Genomic DNA, 15119 nt, shown 5'->3' with positions numbered 1-15119 from the left:
AGCAGGGCCGGTCAGCAGGGCCGGTCAGCTCGGCTCGACCCCCGCGTGCAGCAGGCCGAAGACGTACGCGTCGATCATCGCCTCCCAGGCGGCCTCGATGATGTTCGGCCCGACGCCCACGGTCGACCAGGAGCGCTGGCCGTCGGACGTCTCGACGAGGACGCGGGTGGTGGCGTCGGTGCCGTGCTCGGCGTCGAGGATGCGCACCTTGAAGTCGATGAGCTCGAACTTCTCGATCTGCGGGTAGACCCGCGTGAGCGCGTTCCGCAGGGCGTGGTCGAGCGCGTTGACCGGCCCGTTCCCCTCCCCCGTCGCGACGAGGCGCTCGCCGCCCGCGTGCAGCTTCACCGTGGCCTCGGCGACCGCGTCCGCGTCGTGCCGGTCCGCGTCCGCCCCGCCCCCGGCGACCGTCTCGACGATCGTGCGCCAGCTCTCGACCCGGAAGAACCCGGGGCGGGCGCCGGCCAGCTCTTCGCGCAGCACGAGCTCGAAGGACGCGTCCGCCGCGTCGTACGTGTACCCCTGGGCCTCCGCGTCCTTGACCCGCGCGGTCACCCGCGAGAGCAGCTCGCCCTGCCCGGACAGGTCGAAGCCCAGCTCGCGCCCCTTGAGCTCGATGGAGGCCCGCCCCGCCATGTCCGACACGAGCATTCGCATGTCGTTGCCGACGGCGGTGGGGTCCACGTGCTGGTAGAGGTCGGGGTCGACCTTGATGGCGCTGGCGTGCAGGCCGGCCTTGTGCGCGAACGCGCTGGCCCCCACGTACGGCTGGCGCGCGTACGGGGAGATGTTGGTGATCTCCGCGACCGCGTGCGCGATGCGGGTCGACTCGGCGAGGCCGTCGCCCGCGAGCGTGCGCAGCCCGTGCTTGAGCTCCAGGTTGGCGACGACGGTCACCAGGTCGACGTTGCCGGTGCGCTCGCCGTAGCCGTTCACCGTGCCCTGCACGTGCGCGCAGCCCGCGGCCACCGCGGCGAGCGTGTTCGCCACCGCGCAGCCGGAGTCGTTGTGGGCGTGCATGCCCAGCAGCGGGTCGCCCGCCGATGCGTCGCGACCGTGCGGCACGCCGAGCGCCTCGCGCAGCTCGCCCACCACGTCCGTCACGCGGTCCGGCAGCATGCCGCCGTTCGTGTCGCACAGGGCGACGACCTCGGCGCCGGCGTCGAAGGCCGCCGCCACGGCGGCCCGGGTGAAGGCGGGGTCGAACACGAAGCCGTCGAAGAAGTGCTCGGCGTCCACCACGACGCGGCGCCCCTCGCCGACGAGGAACCGCACCGTGTCGGCGATCATCTCGACGCCCTCCGCGGACGTCGTGCGCAGCGCCCGCTCCACGTGCCGCACGTCCGACTTGGCCACCACCGTGACGACGGGCGCCTCCGCGTCGACGAGGGCACGCACCTGCGGGTCGTCCCACGCGCGCGCCCCGGCCTTGCGGGTCGCGCCGAAGGCCGCCAGGACGGCGTGCCGCAGCTCCAGCTCCTTGGCCGCCCGGCGGAAGAACTCGGTGTCCTTGGGGACCGCGCCCGGCCAGCCGCCCTCGATGAAGCCGACGCCCAGCTCGTCGAGCAGCGGGGCGATCGCCAGCTTGTCGGCGACCGAGAGGTTCATCCCCTCCTGCTGCGCGCCGTCGCGCAGGGTGGTGTCGTACACGTGGAACGGGACGGTGGCCATGCGGGGTCTCCCCTCCGTGGCACCCCGGGCGGCGCGCCACGTCTGGAACTGCGGTCATGAAAAAAGACCCCCCGGGGTACGGAAGGTCTGCGCGTCCGGCGGTGTGTGCCGGACGCGCTACGCAATGATGAGCGGGCGACGCAGGTGCGCGAAGCGTGTCATGGGCCACATGGTGCCACAGGGAGGCGGCGGAGTCACCCGCCGTCCACCGCGCGCCGGGGCCCCCGCGGGCGACGACGCCCGCGGCCCGTGCGGGACCCGGCCAGATGTGGTCGCATGTGGCAGGTCCGACGTGAGGAGCCCGCCCGATGAGTGATCCCCGGCACGGCGACGGTCGGCACGAGCCCACCGCCGATCCCGCCTCCGTCCCACCCTCCGTCCCACCCGCCGACCCACCCGCCGACCCCGCGCAGCAGCCGGGCACCGTCCCCACCAGCGAGCCCGCCGGGGCGTGGGACGCGCCGGCCCCGGCGTCGGGCGGCCGGCTGAGCCTGGACCTGCGGCGCTACTGGGTCGGCGCCACGACGACCGTGGTCGTGTGCGGCCTCGTCGGGCTGGCCGCCTCGGTGATCTTCGACCAGGCGTTCGACCTCGGCCTGCTCGGACCCTTCGGCGGTTCCGCCGCGGCCTGGACTCTGGCCGGCGCCCTGTTCGCCCTGTTCGCGGCCGCGGTGCTCCAGCTGCTGGTCGTGGTCGCCCCGCGGCCGCAGATGTTCTTCGGCTGGCTCGTGGGCGTCGTGACGGTGATCCTCGCGGTCGCCCCGTTCACCGGCGACCCCGAGCCGGTGCCCGCGCTCGTGACCGCCCTGGTGTGGGTCCTCCTGGGGGTCGCCGCGTCGTCGATGCTCAGCGCCGTCCTGGGCCGGACCCTCGTACGTCCGGGACGTCCTGCGACCAGATGACCACGTGCTCCTCGACGTCCGCGGCGACGAGGTCGAGGAGGGCCTCGGCCTCGTGCTCGACCGCCTCGCGGTCCCGCGGCGCGAGCTCGTCCTCGAAGTGCGAGAGCCGGGCTGTGGCGCGCTGCGTGTCCCTGTCGACGGCCCACGTGCCCGCGACCCGGCCGTCGACGAGGAACGTCGGCAGGACGTCGCCGTTGCGCCGGTAGACCCCGGCGACGTGCTCGGGCGCCACCAGCCGGTCGCGGACGTCGAACGCGACCAGCAGCTGGTCCCAGCGCGCGAGGAACCGCACGGGCGCCGGCACGTCACCGGGCACGACCTCGGCGTCGGCCAGGTCGACGAGGGTGCGGCCGTCGGGGGCCTCGTAGGTCCGCAGCTCCAGCCCCGCCAGGGCGGTCTTCATGGCCATGGCGCCGCGCACGCCCAGCCCGCGCGCGATGTCGGCGACCGACGCCGGCCCGAACGCGGCGAGGTAGCGCGCGACCGCGCGGGACCGGGCCTCGTCGGGGGCGAGGACGGGCAGCGGCAGCGGCAGCCGGTCGGCGAGCCACACGGCGCCGTCGAGGTACTGCGGGGCGACGTGCGACCCCCACAGGCCGCTCGGCGGGACGTGCACCAGCCCGCCGCCGGCGCCCGCGAGCCGCCACCACGCGCGGCTCACCCCGCCGGGGATCGCGGCGACGGCGTCGACGCCGGGGTACTGCGCGGCCGCGAACGCCTCCACCTCGTCGAGCGTGCGCGGCTGCGCGCAGAAGGCGCGCACCTCGGCGTTGAGGCCGACGAGGTCGACGCCCGCCCGGCGCGCGCTGGCCCGCCAGGCCGCGAGCCGCTGCTCGGCCGACACCGCGTCCAGCAGGGGCCACGCGTCGGCGGGCACGAGGTGCAGCGTCGAACGCATCACCGTCGCCTTGACCACGGACCGGTCGGTGATCGCGTCCTCCAGGGAGGCGATCGTCTGCCCGGCCCGCCGCGACCACAGCGCGACGTACGGCATGTCGGCGTGCTGGGCCTGCAGACCGCCCACCCGCCCGACGACGGTCGCGACGTCGGCGTCGGACCTGCGCAGCAGGCACTGCCGCGACAGCGTCGTGCGGGCGAGCTCGTCGGCGGTGATCGGTGTGGGCATCCGGTCGGTTCCTCCGCTCAGCCTGTGCTCAGTGCCGCCCGGACCTGCGGCTGCGCAGGTCAGGCGAGCCGGCGCATCCACCCGTGCCGGTCTGCGGCCCGACCGTACTGGATGTCGGTGAGCTCTGCCCGGATCGCCATGGTGAGCTCGCCGGGCTCGCCGCCCGTGACCTCGTGGTCGAACGAGTCGCCGGCGAGCCGGCCGACCGGCGTGATGACCGCCGCGGTGCCGCACGCGAAGATCTCCCGGACGCTGCCGTCGGTCAGCCCGGCGACCACCTCGGCGAGCGGGATGCGCCGCTCCACGGCCTCGTGCCCGCGGTCCCGGGCGAGCTGCAGGATCGAGGAGCGCGTGACCCCCTCGAGGAACGAGCCCGTGAGCTCCGGCGTGTGCACCGACCCGTCCGCCATGACGACGAAGACGTTCATGCCGCCGAGCTCCTCGAGGTACGAGCTGGTCGTCGCGTCGAGGTAGCAGACCTGGTCGAAACCCTTCTCCGCCGCGAGCTGCTGCGGGAGCAGGCTGGCTGCGTAGTTGCCGCCGTACTTGGCGTCGCCCGTGCCTCCGGGGCCGGAGCGGTGGTAGTGCTCGTCGATCCAGATCGACACCGGCTTGACGCCGCCGGCGAAGTAGGGGCCGACGGGCGAGGCGATGACGAGGTACTCCGCCTCGGCCGTGGGACGCACCCCGAGGAACGGCTCGGACGCGAACGTGAACGGGCGCAGGTACAGGCTGAAGTCCTCGCCGGAGGGCACCCAGTCGATGTCGGTGCGCACCAGCGCGGCGATGGAGCCGATGAAGTCCTCGACGCTCAGGGCGGGCAGCGCCAGCCGGTGCGCGGAGCGCGCGAACCGGGCCGCGTTCGCGTCGGGGCGGAACGTCCAGACCGAACCGTCCTCGTGGCGGTAGGCCTTCATCCCCTCGAAGATCTCCTGCGCGTAGTGCAGGACGGCGGTCGCGGGGTCGAGCTGCAGCGGCGCGTACTTCTCGATGCGCCGGTCGAGCCAGCCGTCCTCCTGGCGCCAGCTGATGCGCGCCATGTGGTCGGAGAACACCGTGCCGAACTTCGGTGCCTGCAGCGCGGCCTCGCGCTCGGCGTCGGGCGTGGGGGTGTCCGTGCCGCGGACGTCGAACAGGACGACGAGGTCCTCGAGCTCGGACGGGAGGATGCTGGACGACGGGGTCGTGGTCATGATCGGAGGCCTTTCACCGGGAGACCCCTGTAGTTTTCCACGACTGGCCGCCCCGTGGGCAGCGCACCGGTCCGACCGCAGCGGTCACCCTGGGATCGATGGGGACTCAGGGTGCGTGGGAGGACGACCGGGGCGGGACGCGGCGCGCCGCCGGCCACCGCGCGGGGCGGTGGCGACGGTGACGTCAGCCGGCGACGCGGGCGGCGAGCTCGCGTCCGACCTCGGCCGTCGTGCGTACTCGGCCGCCGGGCGGCAGGCTCGAACGCTCCGCGAGGTCGGCCGCGACGGCCGCCTCGACGCGCTTGCTCTCGTCGGTGAGGCCGAGGTGCTCCAGCAGGAGCGAGACCGACAGCACGGTGGCGGTCGGGTCGGCCTTGCCCTGGCCCGCGATGTCCGGCGCGGAGCCGTGCACCGGCTCGAACATCGACGGGGCGGTGCGGTCCGGGTTGATGTTCGCGGAGGCCGCGAGGCCGATGCCGCCGGTGATGGCGGCGGCCTGGTCGGTGAGGATGTCACCGAAGAGGTTGTCCGTGACGATGACGTCGAAGCGCGACGGGTTCGTCGTCAGGAAGATGGTGGCGGCGTCGACGTGCAGGTAGTCGGTGGTGACGTCGGGGAACTCCGCGTTCACGGCCTCGACCGTGCGGCGCCACAGGTGGCCGGCGTGCACGAGCACGTTGTGCTTGTGCACCAGCGTGAGGTGCTTGCGCGGGCGCGCCTGGGCGCGGGCGAAGGCGTCGCGCACGACCCGCTCGACGCCGAACGCGGTGTTGACCGACACCTCCGTCGCGATCTCGTGCGGGGTGCCGATGCGCAGCGCGCCGCCGTTGCCCACGTACGGGCCCTCCGTGCCCTCGCGCACGACGACGAAGTCGACGTCGCCGGGGGCGGCGAGCGGGCTGGTCACGCCGTCGTACAGCTTGGCGGGGCGCAGGTTGACGTAGTGGTCCAGCGAGAAGCGCAGCTTGAGCAGCAGGCCCCGCTCCAGCACGCCGGAGGGCACGCTCGGGTCGCCGATGGCGCCGAGCAGGATCGCGTCGTGACGGCGGACTGACTCGAGGTCGGCGTCGGTGAGCGTCTCGCCGGTCGCGTGCCAGCGGCGGGCGCCGAGGTCGAACTCGGTGGTGGTCACCTTGACGTCCGAGCCGGCCACCGCGGCCTCGAGCACGGCGAGCCCCTGCTCGACCACCTCGGTGCCGATGCCGTCGCCAGCCACCACTGCCAGGTCGATGCTCCGCGTCATGGGGCCGAGCCTAGGTCCGACCGTCCGAACATGAGACTCCGGTCTCACGGTGCGGACACGGCGGGCGACGAAAAGGGCTGGCACCGGGGTCACGCCCGGGGCAGCATCGCGGGATGCCTCAGGACGACGACGACCTCCGCACCTCCTTCGACGCCGCGGCCTCCGCGCTCACCTTCAACGCGCCCCTCGGCGAACCCCGGGCCGCGGACCTTCTCGACCGGCTCGCGCCGTCGGCCGCCGACGCCCGCGCGCTCGACCTGGGGTGCGGCAGCGGCGAGCTGCTGCTGCGCGTCTGCGACCGCCACGGCCTCGCGGGCGACGGCGTCGACCAGCAGGAGAAGGACCTCGACCGCGCGAGGCTCCGTGCCGCGGACCTCGGCGTGGCCGACCGCGTCTCGTTCCACGCCGCGGACGCCACGACCTGGGACCGCCCCGCGGACCTGGTGCTGAACGTCGGGGCCGCCCACATCTGGGACGGCGCCGACGCCGCGCTCGCCGCGCTGCACCGCGTCACCCGCCCGGGCGGGACGCTCCTGTTCGGCGACGGGATCTACGAGCGCGAGCCCGACGCGGCGTGCCGCGAGATCTTCGGCGACATGCCCGACCTCGCCGGCACGGCCCGGGCGGCCACCGCCGCCGGGTTCCGCGTCCTGCACGCCGCCACGTCGACGACCGGCGAGTGGGACGACTTCGAGTCGGACTGGCGCGCCGGCATCGAGCGGGTGGCCACGCCGGGCGCGCGCGAGCTCGCCGACCGGCGTCGCGAGGAGTACCTGGGCGTCTACCGCGGGGTGGTCGGCTTCGCGTGGCTCGTCCTCACCCCCGCGTGAGGGTCGCCCGCGTACGGACCGGCCGCGTGCGGCTCAGGCGCGGAACAGGATCTTGAACCGCTCGCACACCACCGGCATGGACGGGTCGAACTCGCGGCCGAGGCTCGCGAGGGTGCGGCGCCAGTAGCGCTCGTGGTCCTGCCGCCAGGACTCGAGCGAGCGGTCGCCCTCGCCCTCGAGGTACGCGTGCTCGGCGGTGACCTCCTCGAAGGGCACGGTCTCCGCCCGCGTGGTGCGGATGAGCAGCCGCGGCTCCCCCGCCCCGTCGAGCACGATCGACAGGTCACCCTTGGACGGCACGGGCTCGCCGGCCGCCTCGTACTCCCACAGCGCGCCGGCGGTCGCCGTCTTCACGCCGTCGAGCACCAGGCCGAGCAGCTCGTCCGCGAGCCCGGGCGAGTCGCCGAACGCCCACGCGGGCGGCGGCACGACGTTCTCGGACCGCTCGCCGACCGCCCCGCCGTGGCTGGTCCGCCCCGCGCTCGGGCGCGCCGAGTCCCAGAACTGCGTGATGCGGTCCGCCTGCCCGGTGTCGTCGAGGTGCGGGGCCTGTCCCCCGGGGGCGCCCGGGGTCGCGTCGTCGCTCATGCTCGCCATCCTGCCAGGTGGCGGACGCACGTGCGGCCGCCGGCCGGGGGTCTCCCGGGCGGCGGCCGCGCGCGTCGCTGCTGACGGTGATGGGTCAGCGAGCGGCGCTGCCCTCCGTGTAGTCGGAGTCAGCGGGCTTGATCCACGAGAACATCTTGCGCAGCTCGCGCCCGGTGGTCTCGATCGGGTGCGCCTCGCCCTTCTCGCGCAGGGCGGTGAACTCGGGCGCGCCGGCGTCCTGGTCGGCGATGAAGCGCTCGGCGAAGGCGCCGTTCTGGATGTCGGCGAGCACCGCCTTCATGTTCTCCTTCACGTGCGGGTCGATGACGCGCGGGCCGGAGACGTAGTCGCCGTACTCGGCCGTGTCGGAGATGGACCAGCGCTGCTTGGCGAGCCCGCCCTCGACCATCAGGTCGACGATGAGCTTCAGCTCGTGCAGCACCTCGAAGTAGGCGACCTCGGGCTGGTAGCCGGCCTCGGTCAGGGTCTCGAAGCCGTACTGGACCAGCTGCGAGGCACCGCCGCACAGCACGGCCTGCTCGCCGAAGAGGTCGGTCTCGGTCTCCTCGGTGAAGGTGGTCTTGATGCCGCCGGCACGCAGGCCGCCGATGCCCTTGGCGTAGGCGAGGGCGAGGTCCCAGGCGGAGCCCGACGCGTCCTGCTCGACCGCGACGATGACCGGCACGCCGCGCCCGTCGACGTACTCGCGGCGCACGAGGTGGCCCGGGCCCTTGGGCGCGACCATGAGGACGTCGTGGCCGGCCTCCGGCTTGATGTAGCCGAAGCGGATGTTGAAGCCGTGCCCGAAGACGAGCGCCGCGCCCTCGTTGAGGTTCGGGGCGATCTCGTCGCGGTACACGTGCCGCTGCACCTGGTCCGGCGCGAGGATGACGACGACGTCGGCCTCCTTGACCGCGTCGGCGACGGGCAGGACGCGCAGGCCCTCGTCCTCGGCCTTCGCCTGGGACGACGAGCCGGCGCGCAGGCCGACGCGGACGTCGACGCCCGAGTCGCGCAGGTTCAGCGCGTGCGCGTGCCCCTGGCTGCCGTAGCCGATGACGGCGACCTTGCGCTGGGCGATGTTGGACAGGTCGGCGTCGTCGTCGTAGAACAGCTCAGCCACGGTGATGCTCCTTGATCTCGGGGTGTTGCGGGTGCGGGGTCGGATGGTGTGACGGGTCTCGGTGGGTGCGGGCCTCAGGCGCTGCGGACACGCTCGAGCGCACGGTCGGTGATCGAGCGGGTGCCGCGCCCGACGGCGAGCGTTCCGGACTTGACGATCTCACGGACGCCGAAGGGCTCGAGGGCACCGAGGAGGGCCGACAGCTTGGCCGCGGTGCCCGTCGCCTCGATGACGACCGTGTCCGGCACGACGTCCACGACGTGCGCGCGGAAGAGCTCGACGACCTCGAGCACGCCGGCCCGGGTGGTCGCGTCGGCCCGCACCTTGACGAGCAGCAGCTCGCGCTGCACGGACGTCTCGGGGTCGAGCTCGACGATCTTGATGACGTTGACCAGCTTGTTGAGCTGCTTCGTCACGTGCTCGAGCGGGCGGTCCTCGACGTCGACCACCACGGTGATGCGCGAGATCTCCTCGTGCTCCGTGGGACCGACGGCGAGCGAATGGATGTTGAACGCGCGCCGCGCGAACAGCGCGGAGACGCGGGTGAGGACGCCGGGCTTGTTCTCGACCAGCACGGACAGGGTGTGACGCGACATGGGTGGCTCCGTCTCTGCTCGTCGGCCGGTCAGTCTTCGCGGTCCCAGGCCGGCGAGATGCCCCGCGCGTACTGGATGTCGTCGTTGGGCACGCCGGCGGCGACCATCGGCCACACCATGGCGTCGCGCGAGACCGTGAAGTCCACGACGACCGGGCGGTCGTCGATCTCCTGCGCGCGCTTGATCGCCGCGTCGACGTCCCGCTCGTGCTCCACCCGGATGCCCTCGCAGCCGTAGGCGTCGGCGAGCTTGACGAAGTCCGGGATGCGGCGGGTGCCGTGGCCGGTGTGCAGGTCGGTGTTGGAGTACCGCTCGTCGTAGAAGAGCGTCTGCCACTGCCGCACCATGCCGAGCGAGCTGTTGTTGATCAGCGCCACCTTGATGGGGATGTCGTTGATCGCGCAGGTCGCGAGCTCCTGGTTGGTCATCTGGAAGCAGCCGTCGCCGTCGATCGCCCACACGTCACGGTCCGGCTGGCCGACCTTGGCGCCCATGGCCGCCGGGACGGCGAAGCCCATCGTGCCCAGCCCGGCGGAGTTGAGCCACGACCGGGGCCGCTCGTAGCGGATGAACTGCGCGGCCCACATCTGGTGCTGGCCCACGCCGGCGGCGTAGACCGCCTCGGGGCCGACCAGCTCGCCGAGCCGGGAGATGACGTGCTGCGGCGCCAGGTGACCGTCGGCGGTGGCCGAGTACCCGAGCGGGTAGGTCTCGCGCCAGGTGTCGATCTGGTGCCACCACGCCGCGACGTCGGGACGCCCCACCTTGGCGTGCTCGGCCTCCAGGGCGGGGACCAGGTCGGCGATGACCTCGCGCAGGTCGCCGACGATCGGCACGTCGACGGCGCGGTTCTTGCCGATCTCGGCCGGGTCGATGTCGGCGTGCACGATCGCGGCGTGCGGCGCGAAGCTGGACAGCCGGCCGGTGACGCGGTCGTCGAAGCGCGCGCCGAGGGCGACGACGAGGTCGGCCTTCTGCAGCGCGGCGACCGCCGGCACGGTGCCGTGCATGCCCGGCATGCCGAGGTGCTGCGGGTGGCTGTCGGGCACCGAGCCGCGCGCCGTGAGCGTCGTGACGACCGCCGCCCCGGAGACGTCGACGAGGCGGCACAGGGCCTCGGACGCGCCGCCGCGCACGACGCCGCCACCCACGTACAGCACGGGGCGCCGGGCGGAGGCCAGCAGCTTCGCGGCCTCCCGGATCTGCTTGGCGTGCGGCTTGGTCACCGGGTGGTAGCCGGGCAGCGCGAGGTCCTGCGGCCAGCTGAAGGTGGTGGACGCGGCCATCGCGGACTTCGCGATGTCGACCAGCACGGGGCCCGGGCGGCCCGTCGAGGCGATGTGGAACGCCTCGGCGATGGTGCGCGGGATCTCCGCCGGGTCGGTGACCAGGTAGGAGTGCTTGGTGATCGGCATCGTGATGCCGACGATGTCGGCCTCCTGGAAGCCGTCCGTGCCGATGAGCGACTCCGCCACCTGGCCGGTGATCGCGACCATCGGCACCGAGTCCATGTGCGCGTCGGCGAGCGGCGTGACCAGGTTGGTCGCCCCGGGGCCGGAGGTCGCCATCGTGACGCCCACCTTGCCCGTCGCGTGGGCGTATCCCTCGGCCGCGTGCCCGCCGCCCTGCTCGTGGCGCACCAGGATGTGGCGGATCTGCTGGGAGTCCATGAGCGGGTCGTAGAGCGGAAGGATCGCCCCGCCCGGGATGCCGAAGACGTCCTCGACGCCGACCGACTCGAGCGAGCGGACGATCGACTCGGCGCCGGTCACCTCCTCGCCTGCGACGTTGCGGTCGGTGGCACGGGGCGCGGTGCGCGCGGCCACCTGGGCGGGGGTCGGGTTCGGCTGGACCATCGGTCTCTCCTGCCTGCCGGGGGGGGTGGGGTGTCGCTGCAATGAAAAACCCCCCGGTCCCGGCTATGCGGGACGGACGAGGGGTGAGCGCGCTGACGAAGCGGTGCGAGGCCTCAGCCGGCGCGCCCGAGAAGAAGTACTACGAGAATCGTCTGCACGGATCGAACGTTACGCCCGCCACACGGGGATGTCACGTCGTGAGCCCGACATCCCACGATGCGGGACGCATCGCCGGGACGCCGGGCTCGGGACGACGGGCTGGGCACGCTGGCCGAGGACGGTCAGCTCACGTCGCGCCACCGGAACACGAGCATCGCGGCCCCGGTCAGGACGACGGTCGCGGCGAGCAGGAGGAGCCCGCCCTGGGCGGTCGTGACGACGTGGTCGACCGGGACGCACTCGAAGACGCCGTCCGCCGCGGGCGTGCAGTTCTCGACCGTGAACACCGACCCGCCCTGCAGCCACGCGGTCAGGGCCGTCGTCGGCAGCCAGCGCTGCAGCTCCCCGAACGCGTAGCCGAACGCGAGGCTCGCCCACGCGACCACGGCGACGACGCCGACGGCGGCCGCCGCGTGCTTGAACAGCACGCCCAGCGCGACCCCGATCGCGGCCAGCGCGGCGCCGGCCAGCACGAGCCGGCCCGTGAACGCCGCGACCTCGGCCCAGACCGCGCCCGTCACGTCGCCCAGCGTCCCGAAGGACGCGAACGCCGCGTACGACGACGCGACCAGCAGCGCGAAGCCCGCCACGACCAGCGGCGCCGTCCCGATCGCGGCGGCCGTCGCCTTCGACCAGTACACGCGCTGGCGGCGCGGCTCGAACGTGAGCCACATACCCAGCGAGCCGCTGTTGACCTCGGCGGTGACGAAGCTGACCCCGACCACCAGGGCGCCCATGAGCAGCAGCATCGCGAGGTCGTCGAGGGACGAGAGCCCGGCCCAGCCGTTCCACACCGAACCCCGGACCTCCTGCACGGCGGCCGCGGTGGCCGGGTCGTCGGTGTTGACGCTCTCGCTGCCGAACACCGCCGGGTCCTGCCCCGCGTCGGCGACGAACGTCTGCGACGGCGGCAGGTACCAGTCCAGCCGCGGCTCCATGTCGGTGCAGCCCCACTCCTGGGGAGTCGCGCCCTCCGCCTCCGCGGAGGCCTCGCAGTCGGCGACCTGCTCGGCGCCCTCGGCCTCCCACACCTCCAGCTCGGCCGCGTAGGCGCCCTCGGCCGCGGCGACCTCCTGCGGGCTCGGCGGCCGCGCCGTCCCGTACGCGACGACCGTGCTCAGCGCGGCCAGCACGAGGATGCCGACGCACGCCCACCGGGTGACGCGGCGCGCCCACAGCCGGCGCAGCTCGACCCGCAGCAACCGCATCATGCCCCTACCTCCGTCGCCAAGTCCGACGGCTGCTCCCGTGCCGCCGGCGGGTCGGGCGGCCCGCCGCGGCGCCGGCGGCGGCCGCGGGTCGGGGCGCCCGGCGTCTCGTGCTGCGTCAGCCCGAGGAAGACCGACTCCAGGTCCGGCTGCAGCGGCGTGAGCTCGTGGGCCCAGACCCCGCGCTCGCCGAGCGCCCGGTTCACCGCCCCGGCGTCGTCGAGCCCCTCGACCAGCAGCGCGCCGTGCTCGCGACGGACCAGCAGCCCGCCCGTCTCGAGCACGCTCGTCGCGATCGTCACGTCGTCGGGCGCGACCCGGACGCGCACCGCGCGCGACCCGGCGCCCGAGCCCAGCAGGTCGGCGACCCGGCCCGAGGCGACGAGCCGGCCGCGGGCGACGATCGACACCGTGTCCGCGATCTGCTCCACCTCCGCGAGGACGTGGCTCGAGACCAGCACGGTCTTGCCCTGGTCCCCGAGGGAGCGCATGGTCCGGCGGATCTCCCGGATGCCGGCCGGGTCGAGCCCGTTCGTCGGCTCGTCGAAGATCAGCAGGTCCGGGTCCTTGAGCAGCGTGGCCGCGATCGCCAGCCGCTGCTTCATGCCCAGCGAGTAGGTGCGGTACCGGTCGCGCGCCCGGCCGGTGAGCCCGACCTCGTCGAGCACCACGTCGACGCGGGAGCGGGGCGTGCCGATCGCGTCCGCGAGCAGGCTCAGGTTGCGGCGGGCGCTGAACGCCGGGAAGAACTTCGGGCTCTCGACGATGGCGCCCACCCGCCCCACGACCTCGGGCAGCCTCCGGGGCACCGGGTGGCCGAAGATCGTCGCGGTCCCCCGGTCCGGTCGCACCAGGCCGAGCAGCATCCGGATGGTCGTCGTCTTGCCCGACCCGTTCGGCCCGAGGAAGCCGTGCACTCCCCCGACCGGCACCTGCAGGTCGAGCCCCTCCACCCCGACAGCGCGCCCCCGCACGCTCCGGTAGGTCTTGCGCAGACCCCGCGTCTCGATCGCGAGGTCACCGCCGACTGGTGCGGTCACCGCCACCTCCTCGTGGCCACGGCGACGCCCGGCCCTGGTCGCTACGCCCGGCGCACGCCGGGCACGCACCGGAGCATAGCGGTACGACGCCGCAGGTCGGAGCGGCAATGGCGGGCCCTCCGCGGGCACCCGGCCGGACGGCTCAGTCGCCCTGCGCCTCCGAGCGGCCGGGCCTCACGGTGATGTCCACCTCGTTGCCCTCCGGGTCGGCGACGGTGCGCCGGTACGGCGCCTCGTCGCGCACCACCCGGCCGCCCGCCGCCACCGCCGCCGCGACCCGCGCGTCCGCGACGTCGGCCGGGACGAACACGTCGACGTGGATGCGGTTGCGCTGCTCGCGCGGGGAGTCCATCTGCTGGATGAAGACGGACGGGCCGCGCAGCAGCGGGTCGTACAGGTCCGTGCCCTCGCGGGTGGCATACCCGAGCGCCGCCGCCCAGAACCTCTGCACCGCGGGGATGTCGAGGGCGTCGAACGTGAGCTGCACGTCGCGCAGCACGGAGGGGTCGGCCCGCAGGCCGAGCTCGCGGGCCGCGGCCTGGGCGCGCTGGGCCACGACCAGCCGGTCGGCGTCGATCCAGCCGTCCTCCGGCGGCCCCACCCGCAGCGTGACGCCGGCGTACCGCAGGTCGGCGAACAGCGGGGCGCCGACCTCCTCCGCGATGCGGGCGGCGCGCGCGACGAGCTCGACCCCCTCGTCGAAGCCTCCGGTGGCGTAGTACGCGCTCGCCCCCTGCAGCACCCGCCAGTCGTCGACCCCGTCGGCCGCCCGGAACGTGTCGGGGGCGACCAGGTGGTCGGGCAGGTCCTCGTCGAAGCCCTCCCACGCCTCGACGTCCACCTCGTTGTCCTCGGCGTCGGCGAGGGTCCACCACCGTGGCACGAACTCCTCGGTCGTGACCCGGCCGCCGGCCGCGAGCGCCGCATCGACGCGGGCGGCCCGCTGGTCGTGCGGGACGAAGACGTCGAGGTGCAGCCGGTTGCGCAGCGGACGCGGGGAGTCCATCTGCTGGAACCGGACGCCGGGCCACCTGCCGTGCGGGTCGAGGAGGTTCTCGTCGTCCCTGCGGTGTCCGAGCACCGCGCCCCAGAACGGCATGACCTGCTCGCGGTCCGTCGCGTCGACGGTGAGCTCGACGTCCTGCACGGCGGCCGGGTCGGGCGTCAGACCGAGCTCGGCCGCGGTGGCGGAAAGGTCACGCGCCAGGGCGACGTCGCGCTCGCTGAGCCCGCCCACGTCGTGCGAGACGACGCGCACGACGACACCGTCCGGGCGCAGGTCGACGTCGGGGTGGTGGTTCGCCCCGTCGGCCAGCACCCGGACCCGCTCGACGAGGACCGCGCCCTCGCCCAGCGAGCGGGTACGGAACAGCGCGGCCGCTCCCCGCGCGAGCGCACGCCAGTCGCCGGTGCCCGGCGCCTCCTCGAACTGCCGTGCGGTGATCGCGTCGGTGTCGCGCTCGCTGGTCGCCTCGCCCATGGCCCCTCCACGTCGGTGATGTGCGTGCCCCTCCACCATCCCGCGGGCCACCGACGCTCGCGAGACCTCAGCGCGCGGCGCCGGGGAAACCACGGCGCCGGGGA

Annotated in this window: 13 protein-coding genes; 2 read left to right on the top strand and 11 right to left on the bottom strand. The window is 74.0% G+C overall.

Annotated features, from left to right (window positions below):
* Positions 1 to 24: 24 nt before the first annotated feature.
* The gene (gene cimA, locus IEW03_RS04420; protein ID WP_188522464.1) at positions 25 to 1671 is read right to left on the bottom strand and encodes a citramalate synthase; all 1647 of its coding nucleotides are present in this window, start codon (positions 1669 to 1671) and stop codon (positions 25 to 27) included.
* Positions 1672 to 1979: 308 nt separating this feature from the next.
* Here cimA and IEW03_RS04415 point away from each other — a divergent pair, with 308 nt between their 5' ends.
* Positions 1980 to 2573, top strand: a complete 594-nt coding sequence (locus IEW03_RS04415) for a hypothetical protein (protein ID WP_188522463.1) — start codon at positions 1980 to 1982, stop codon at positions 2571 to 2573.
* Here the strand turns inward: IEW03_RS04415 and IEW03_RS04410 are convergent.
* From IEW03_RS04410 to IEW03_RS04400, 3 genes are all read right to left on the bottom strand, one after another.
* Positions 2518 to 3699 (bottom strand): winged helix DNA-binding domain-containing protein, encoded by a 1182-nt coding sequence (locus IEW03_RS04410; protein ID WP_188522462.1) that lies wholly within the window; start codon positions 3697 to 3699, stop codon positions 2518 to 2520. The two genes, IEW03_RS04415 and IEW03_RS04410, sit on opposite strands and share 56 nt — an antisense overlap.
* Before the next feature lie 59 nt (positions 3700 to 3758).
* The gene (locus tag IEW03_RS04405; protein WP_188522461.1) at positions 3759 to 4892 is read right to left on the bottom strand and encodes a branched-chain amino acid aminotransferase; all 1134 of its coding nucleotides are present in this window, start codon (positions 4890 to 4892) and stop codon (positions 3759 to 3761) included.
* 184 nt (positions 4893 to 5076) lie between these two features.
* A complete protein-coding gene (locus IEW03_RS04400) occupies positions 5077 to 6135 on the bottom strand; it encodes a 3-isopropylmalate dehydrogenase (RefSeq protein ID WP_188522460.1) in 1059 nt (352 codons plus the stop codon).
* Between the two features lie 113 nt (positions 6136 to 6248).
* On the opposite strand from IEW03_RS04400, the gene IEW03_RS04395 reads away from it, so the two are divergent.
* Positions 6249 to 6965: an SAM-dependent methyltransferase gene (locus IEW03_RS04395; RefSeq protein ID WP_188522459.1), complete on the top strand. Its 717-nt coding sequence runs from the start codon at positions 6249 to 6251 to the stop codon at positions 6963 to 6965.
* Between the two features lie 33 nt (positions 6966 to 6998).
* Here IEW03_RS04395 and IEW03_RS04390 read toward each other — a convergent pair whose 3' ends face one another.
* The 7 genes from IEW03_RS04390 to IEW03_RS04360 form a co-directional block, all read right to left on the bottom strand.
* A complete protein-coding gene (locus tag IEW03_RS04390; RefSeq protein ID WP_188522458.1) occupies positions 6999 to 7553 on the bottom strand; it encodes an ASCH domain-containing protein in 555 nt (184 codons plus the stop codon).
* A gap of 94 nt (positions 7554 to 7647) precedes the next feature.
* Complete coding sequence (gene ilvC, locus IEW03_RS04385) at positions 7648 to 8676, bottom strand: ketol-acid reductoisomerase (RefSeq protein WP_188522457.1); 1029 nt, start codon at positions 8674 to 8676, stop codon at positions 7648 to 7650.
* 74 nt (positions 8677 to 8750) lie between these two features.
* Complete coding sequence (gene ilvN / locus IEW03_RS04380; RefSeq protein ID WP_188522456.1) at positions 8751 to 9272, bottom strand: acetolactate synthase small subunit; 522 nt, start codon at positions 9270 to 9272, stop codon at positions 8751 to 8753.
* 29 nt (positions 9273 to 9301) lie between these two features.
* Positions 9302 to 11128 (bottom strand): acetolactate synthase large subunit, encoded by a 1827-nt coding sequence (locus IEW03_RS04375; RefSeq protein ID WP_188522455.1) that lies wholly within the window; start codon positions 11126 to 11128, stop codon positions 9302 to 9304.
* A 281-nt stretch (positions 11129 to 11409) separates the two neighbouring features.
* Positions 11410 to 12498, bottom strand: coding sequence for an ABC transporter permease subunit (locus IEW03_RS04370; protein ID WP_188522454.1), 1089 nt, complete (start codon positions 12496 to 12498; stop codon positions 11410 to 11412).
* Positions 12495 to 13535: an ABC transporter ATP-binding protein gene (locus tag IEW03_RS04365; protein WP_188522453.1), complete on the bottom strand. Its 1041-nt coding sequence runs from the start codon at positions 13533 to 13535 to the stop codon at positions 12495 to 12497. Before IEW03_RS04365 ends, IEW03_RS04370 begins: the two co-directional genes overlap by 4 nt.
* Before the next feature lie 142 nt (positions 13536 to 13677).
* Positions 13678 to 15015 (bottom strand): 4a-hydroxytetrahydrobiopterin dehydratase, encoded by a 1338-nt coding sequence (locus IEW03_RS04360; RefSeq protein WP_188522452.1) that lies wholly within the window; start codon positions 15013 to 15015, stop codon positions 13678 to 13680.
* Positions 15016 to 15119: the final 104 nt, after the last annotated feature.

It is taken from the genome of Isoptericola cucumis, assembly GCF_014635665.1.
In the GTDB taxonomy this organism is placed as follows: Bacteria; Actinomycetota; Actinomycetes; order Actinomycetales; family Cellulomonadaceae; genus Isoptericola; species Isoptericola cucumis.
This window is presented reverse-complemented; position numbering and strand designations above follow the sequence as displayed.

Bases quoted from the DNA above. Each gene is read 5' to 3' on its own strand.
- cimA (WP_188522464.1), bottom strand. From the start codon at position 1,671: ATGGCCACCGTCCCGTTCCACGTGTACGACACCACCCTGCGCGACGGC.
- IEW03_RS04415 (WP_188522463.1), top strand. From the start codon at position 1,980: ATGAGTGATCCCCGGCACGGCGACGGTCGGCACGAGCCCACCGCCGAT.
- IEW03_RS04410 (WP_188522462.1), bottom strand. From the start codon at position 3,699: ATGCCCACACCGATCACCGCCGACGAGCTCGCCCGCACGACGCTGTCG.
- IEW03_RS04405 (WP_188522461.1), bottom strand. From the start codon at position 4,892: ATGACCACGACCCCGTCGTCCAGCATCCTCCCGTCCGAGCTCGAGGAC.
- IEW03_RS04400 (WP_188522460.1), bottom strand. From the start codon at position 6,135: ATGACGCGGAGCATCGACCTGGCAGTGGTGGCTGGCGACGGCATCGGC.
- IEW03_RS04395 (WP_188522459.1), top strand. From the start codon at position 6,249: ATGCCTCAGGACGACGACGACCTCCGCACCTCCTTCGACGCCGCGGCC.
- IEW03_RS04390 (WP_188522458.1), bottom strand. From the start codon at position 7,553: ATGAGCGACGACGCGACCCCGGGCGCCCCCGGGGGACAGGCCCCGCAC.
- ilvN (WP_188522456.1), bottom strand. From the start codon at position 9,272: ATGTCGCGTCACACCCTGTCCGTGCTGGTCGAGAACAAGCCCGGCGTC.
- IEW03_RS04375 (WP_188522455.1), bottom strand. From the start codon at position 11,128: ATGGTCCAGCCGAACCCGACCCCCGCCCAGGTGGCCGCGCGCACCGCG.
- IEW03_RS04370 (WP_188522454.1), bottom strand. From the start codon at position 12,498: ATGATGCGGTTGCTGCGGGTCGAGCTGCGCCGGCTGTGGGCGCGCCGC.
- IEW03_RS04360 (WP_188522452.1), bottom strand. From the start codon at position 15,015: ATGGGCGAGGCGACCAGCGAGCGCGACACCGACGCGATCACCGCACGG.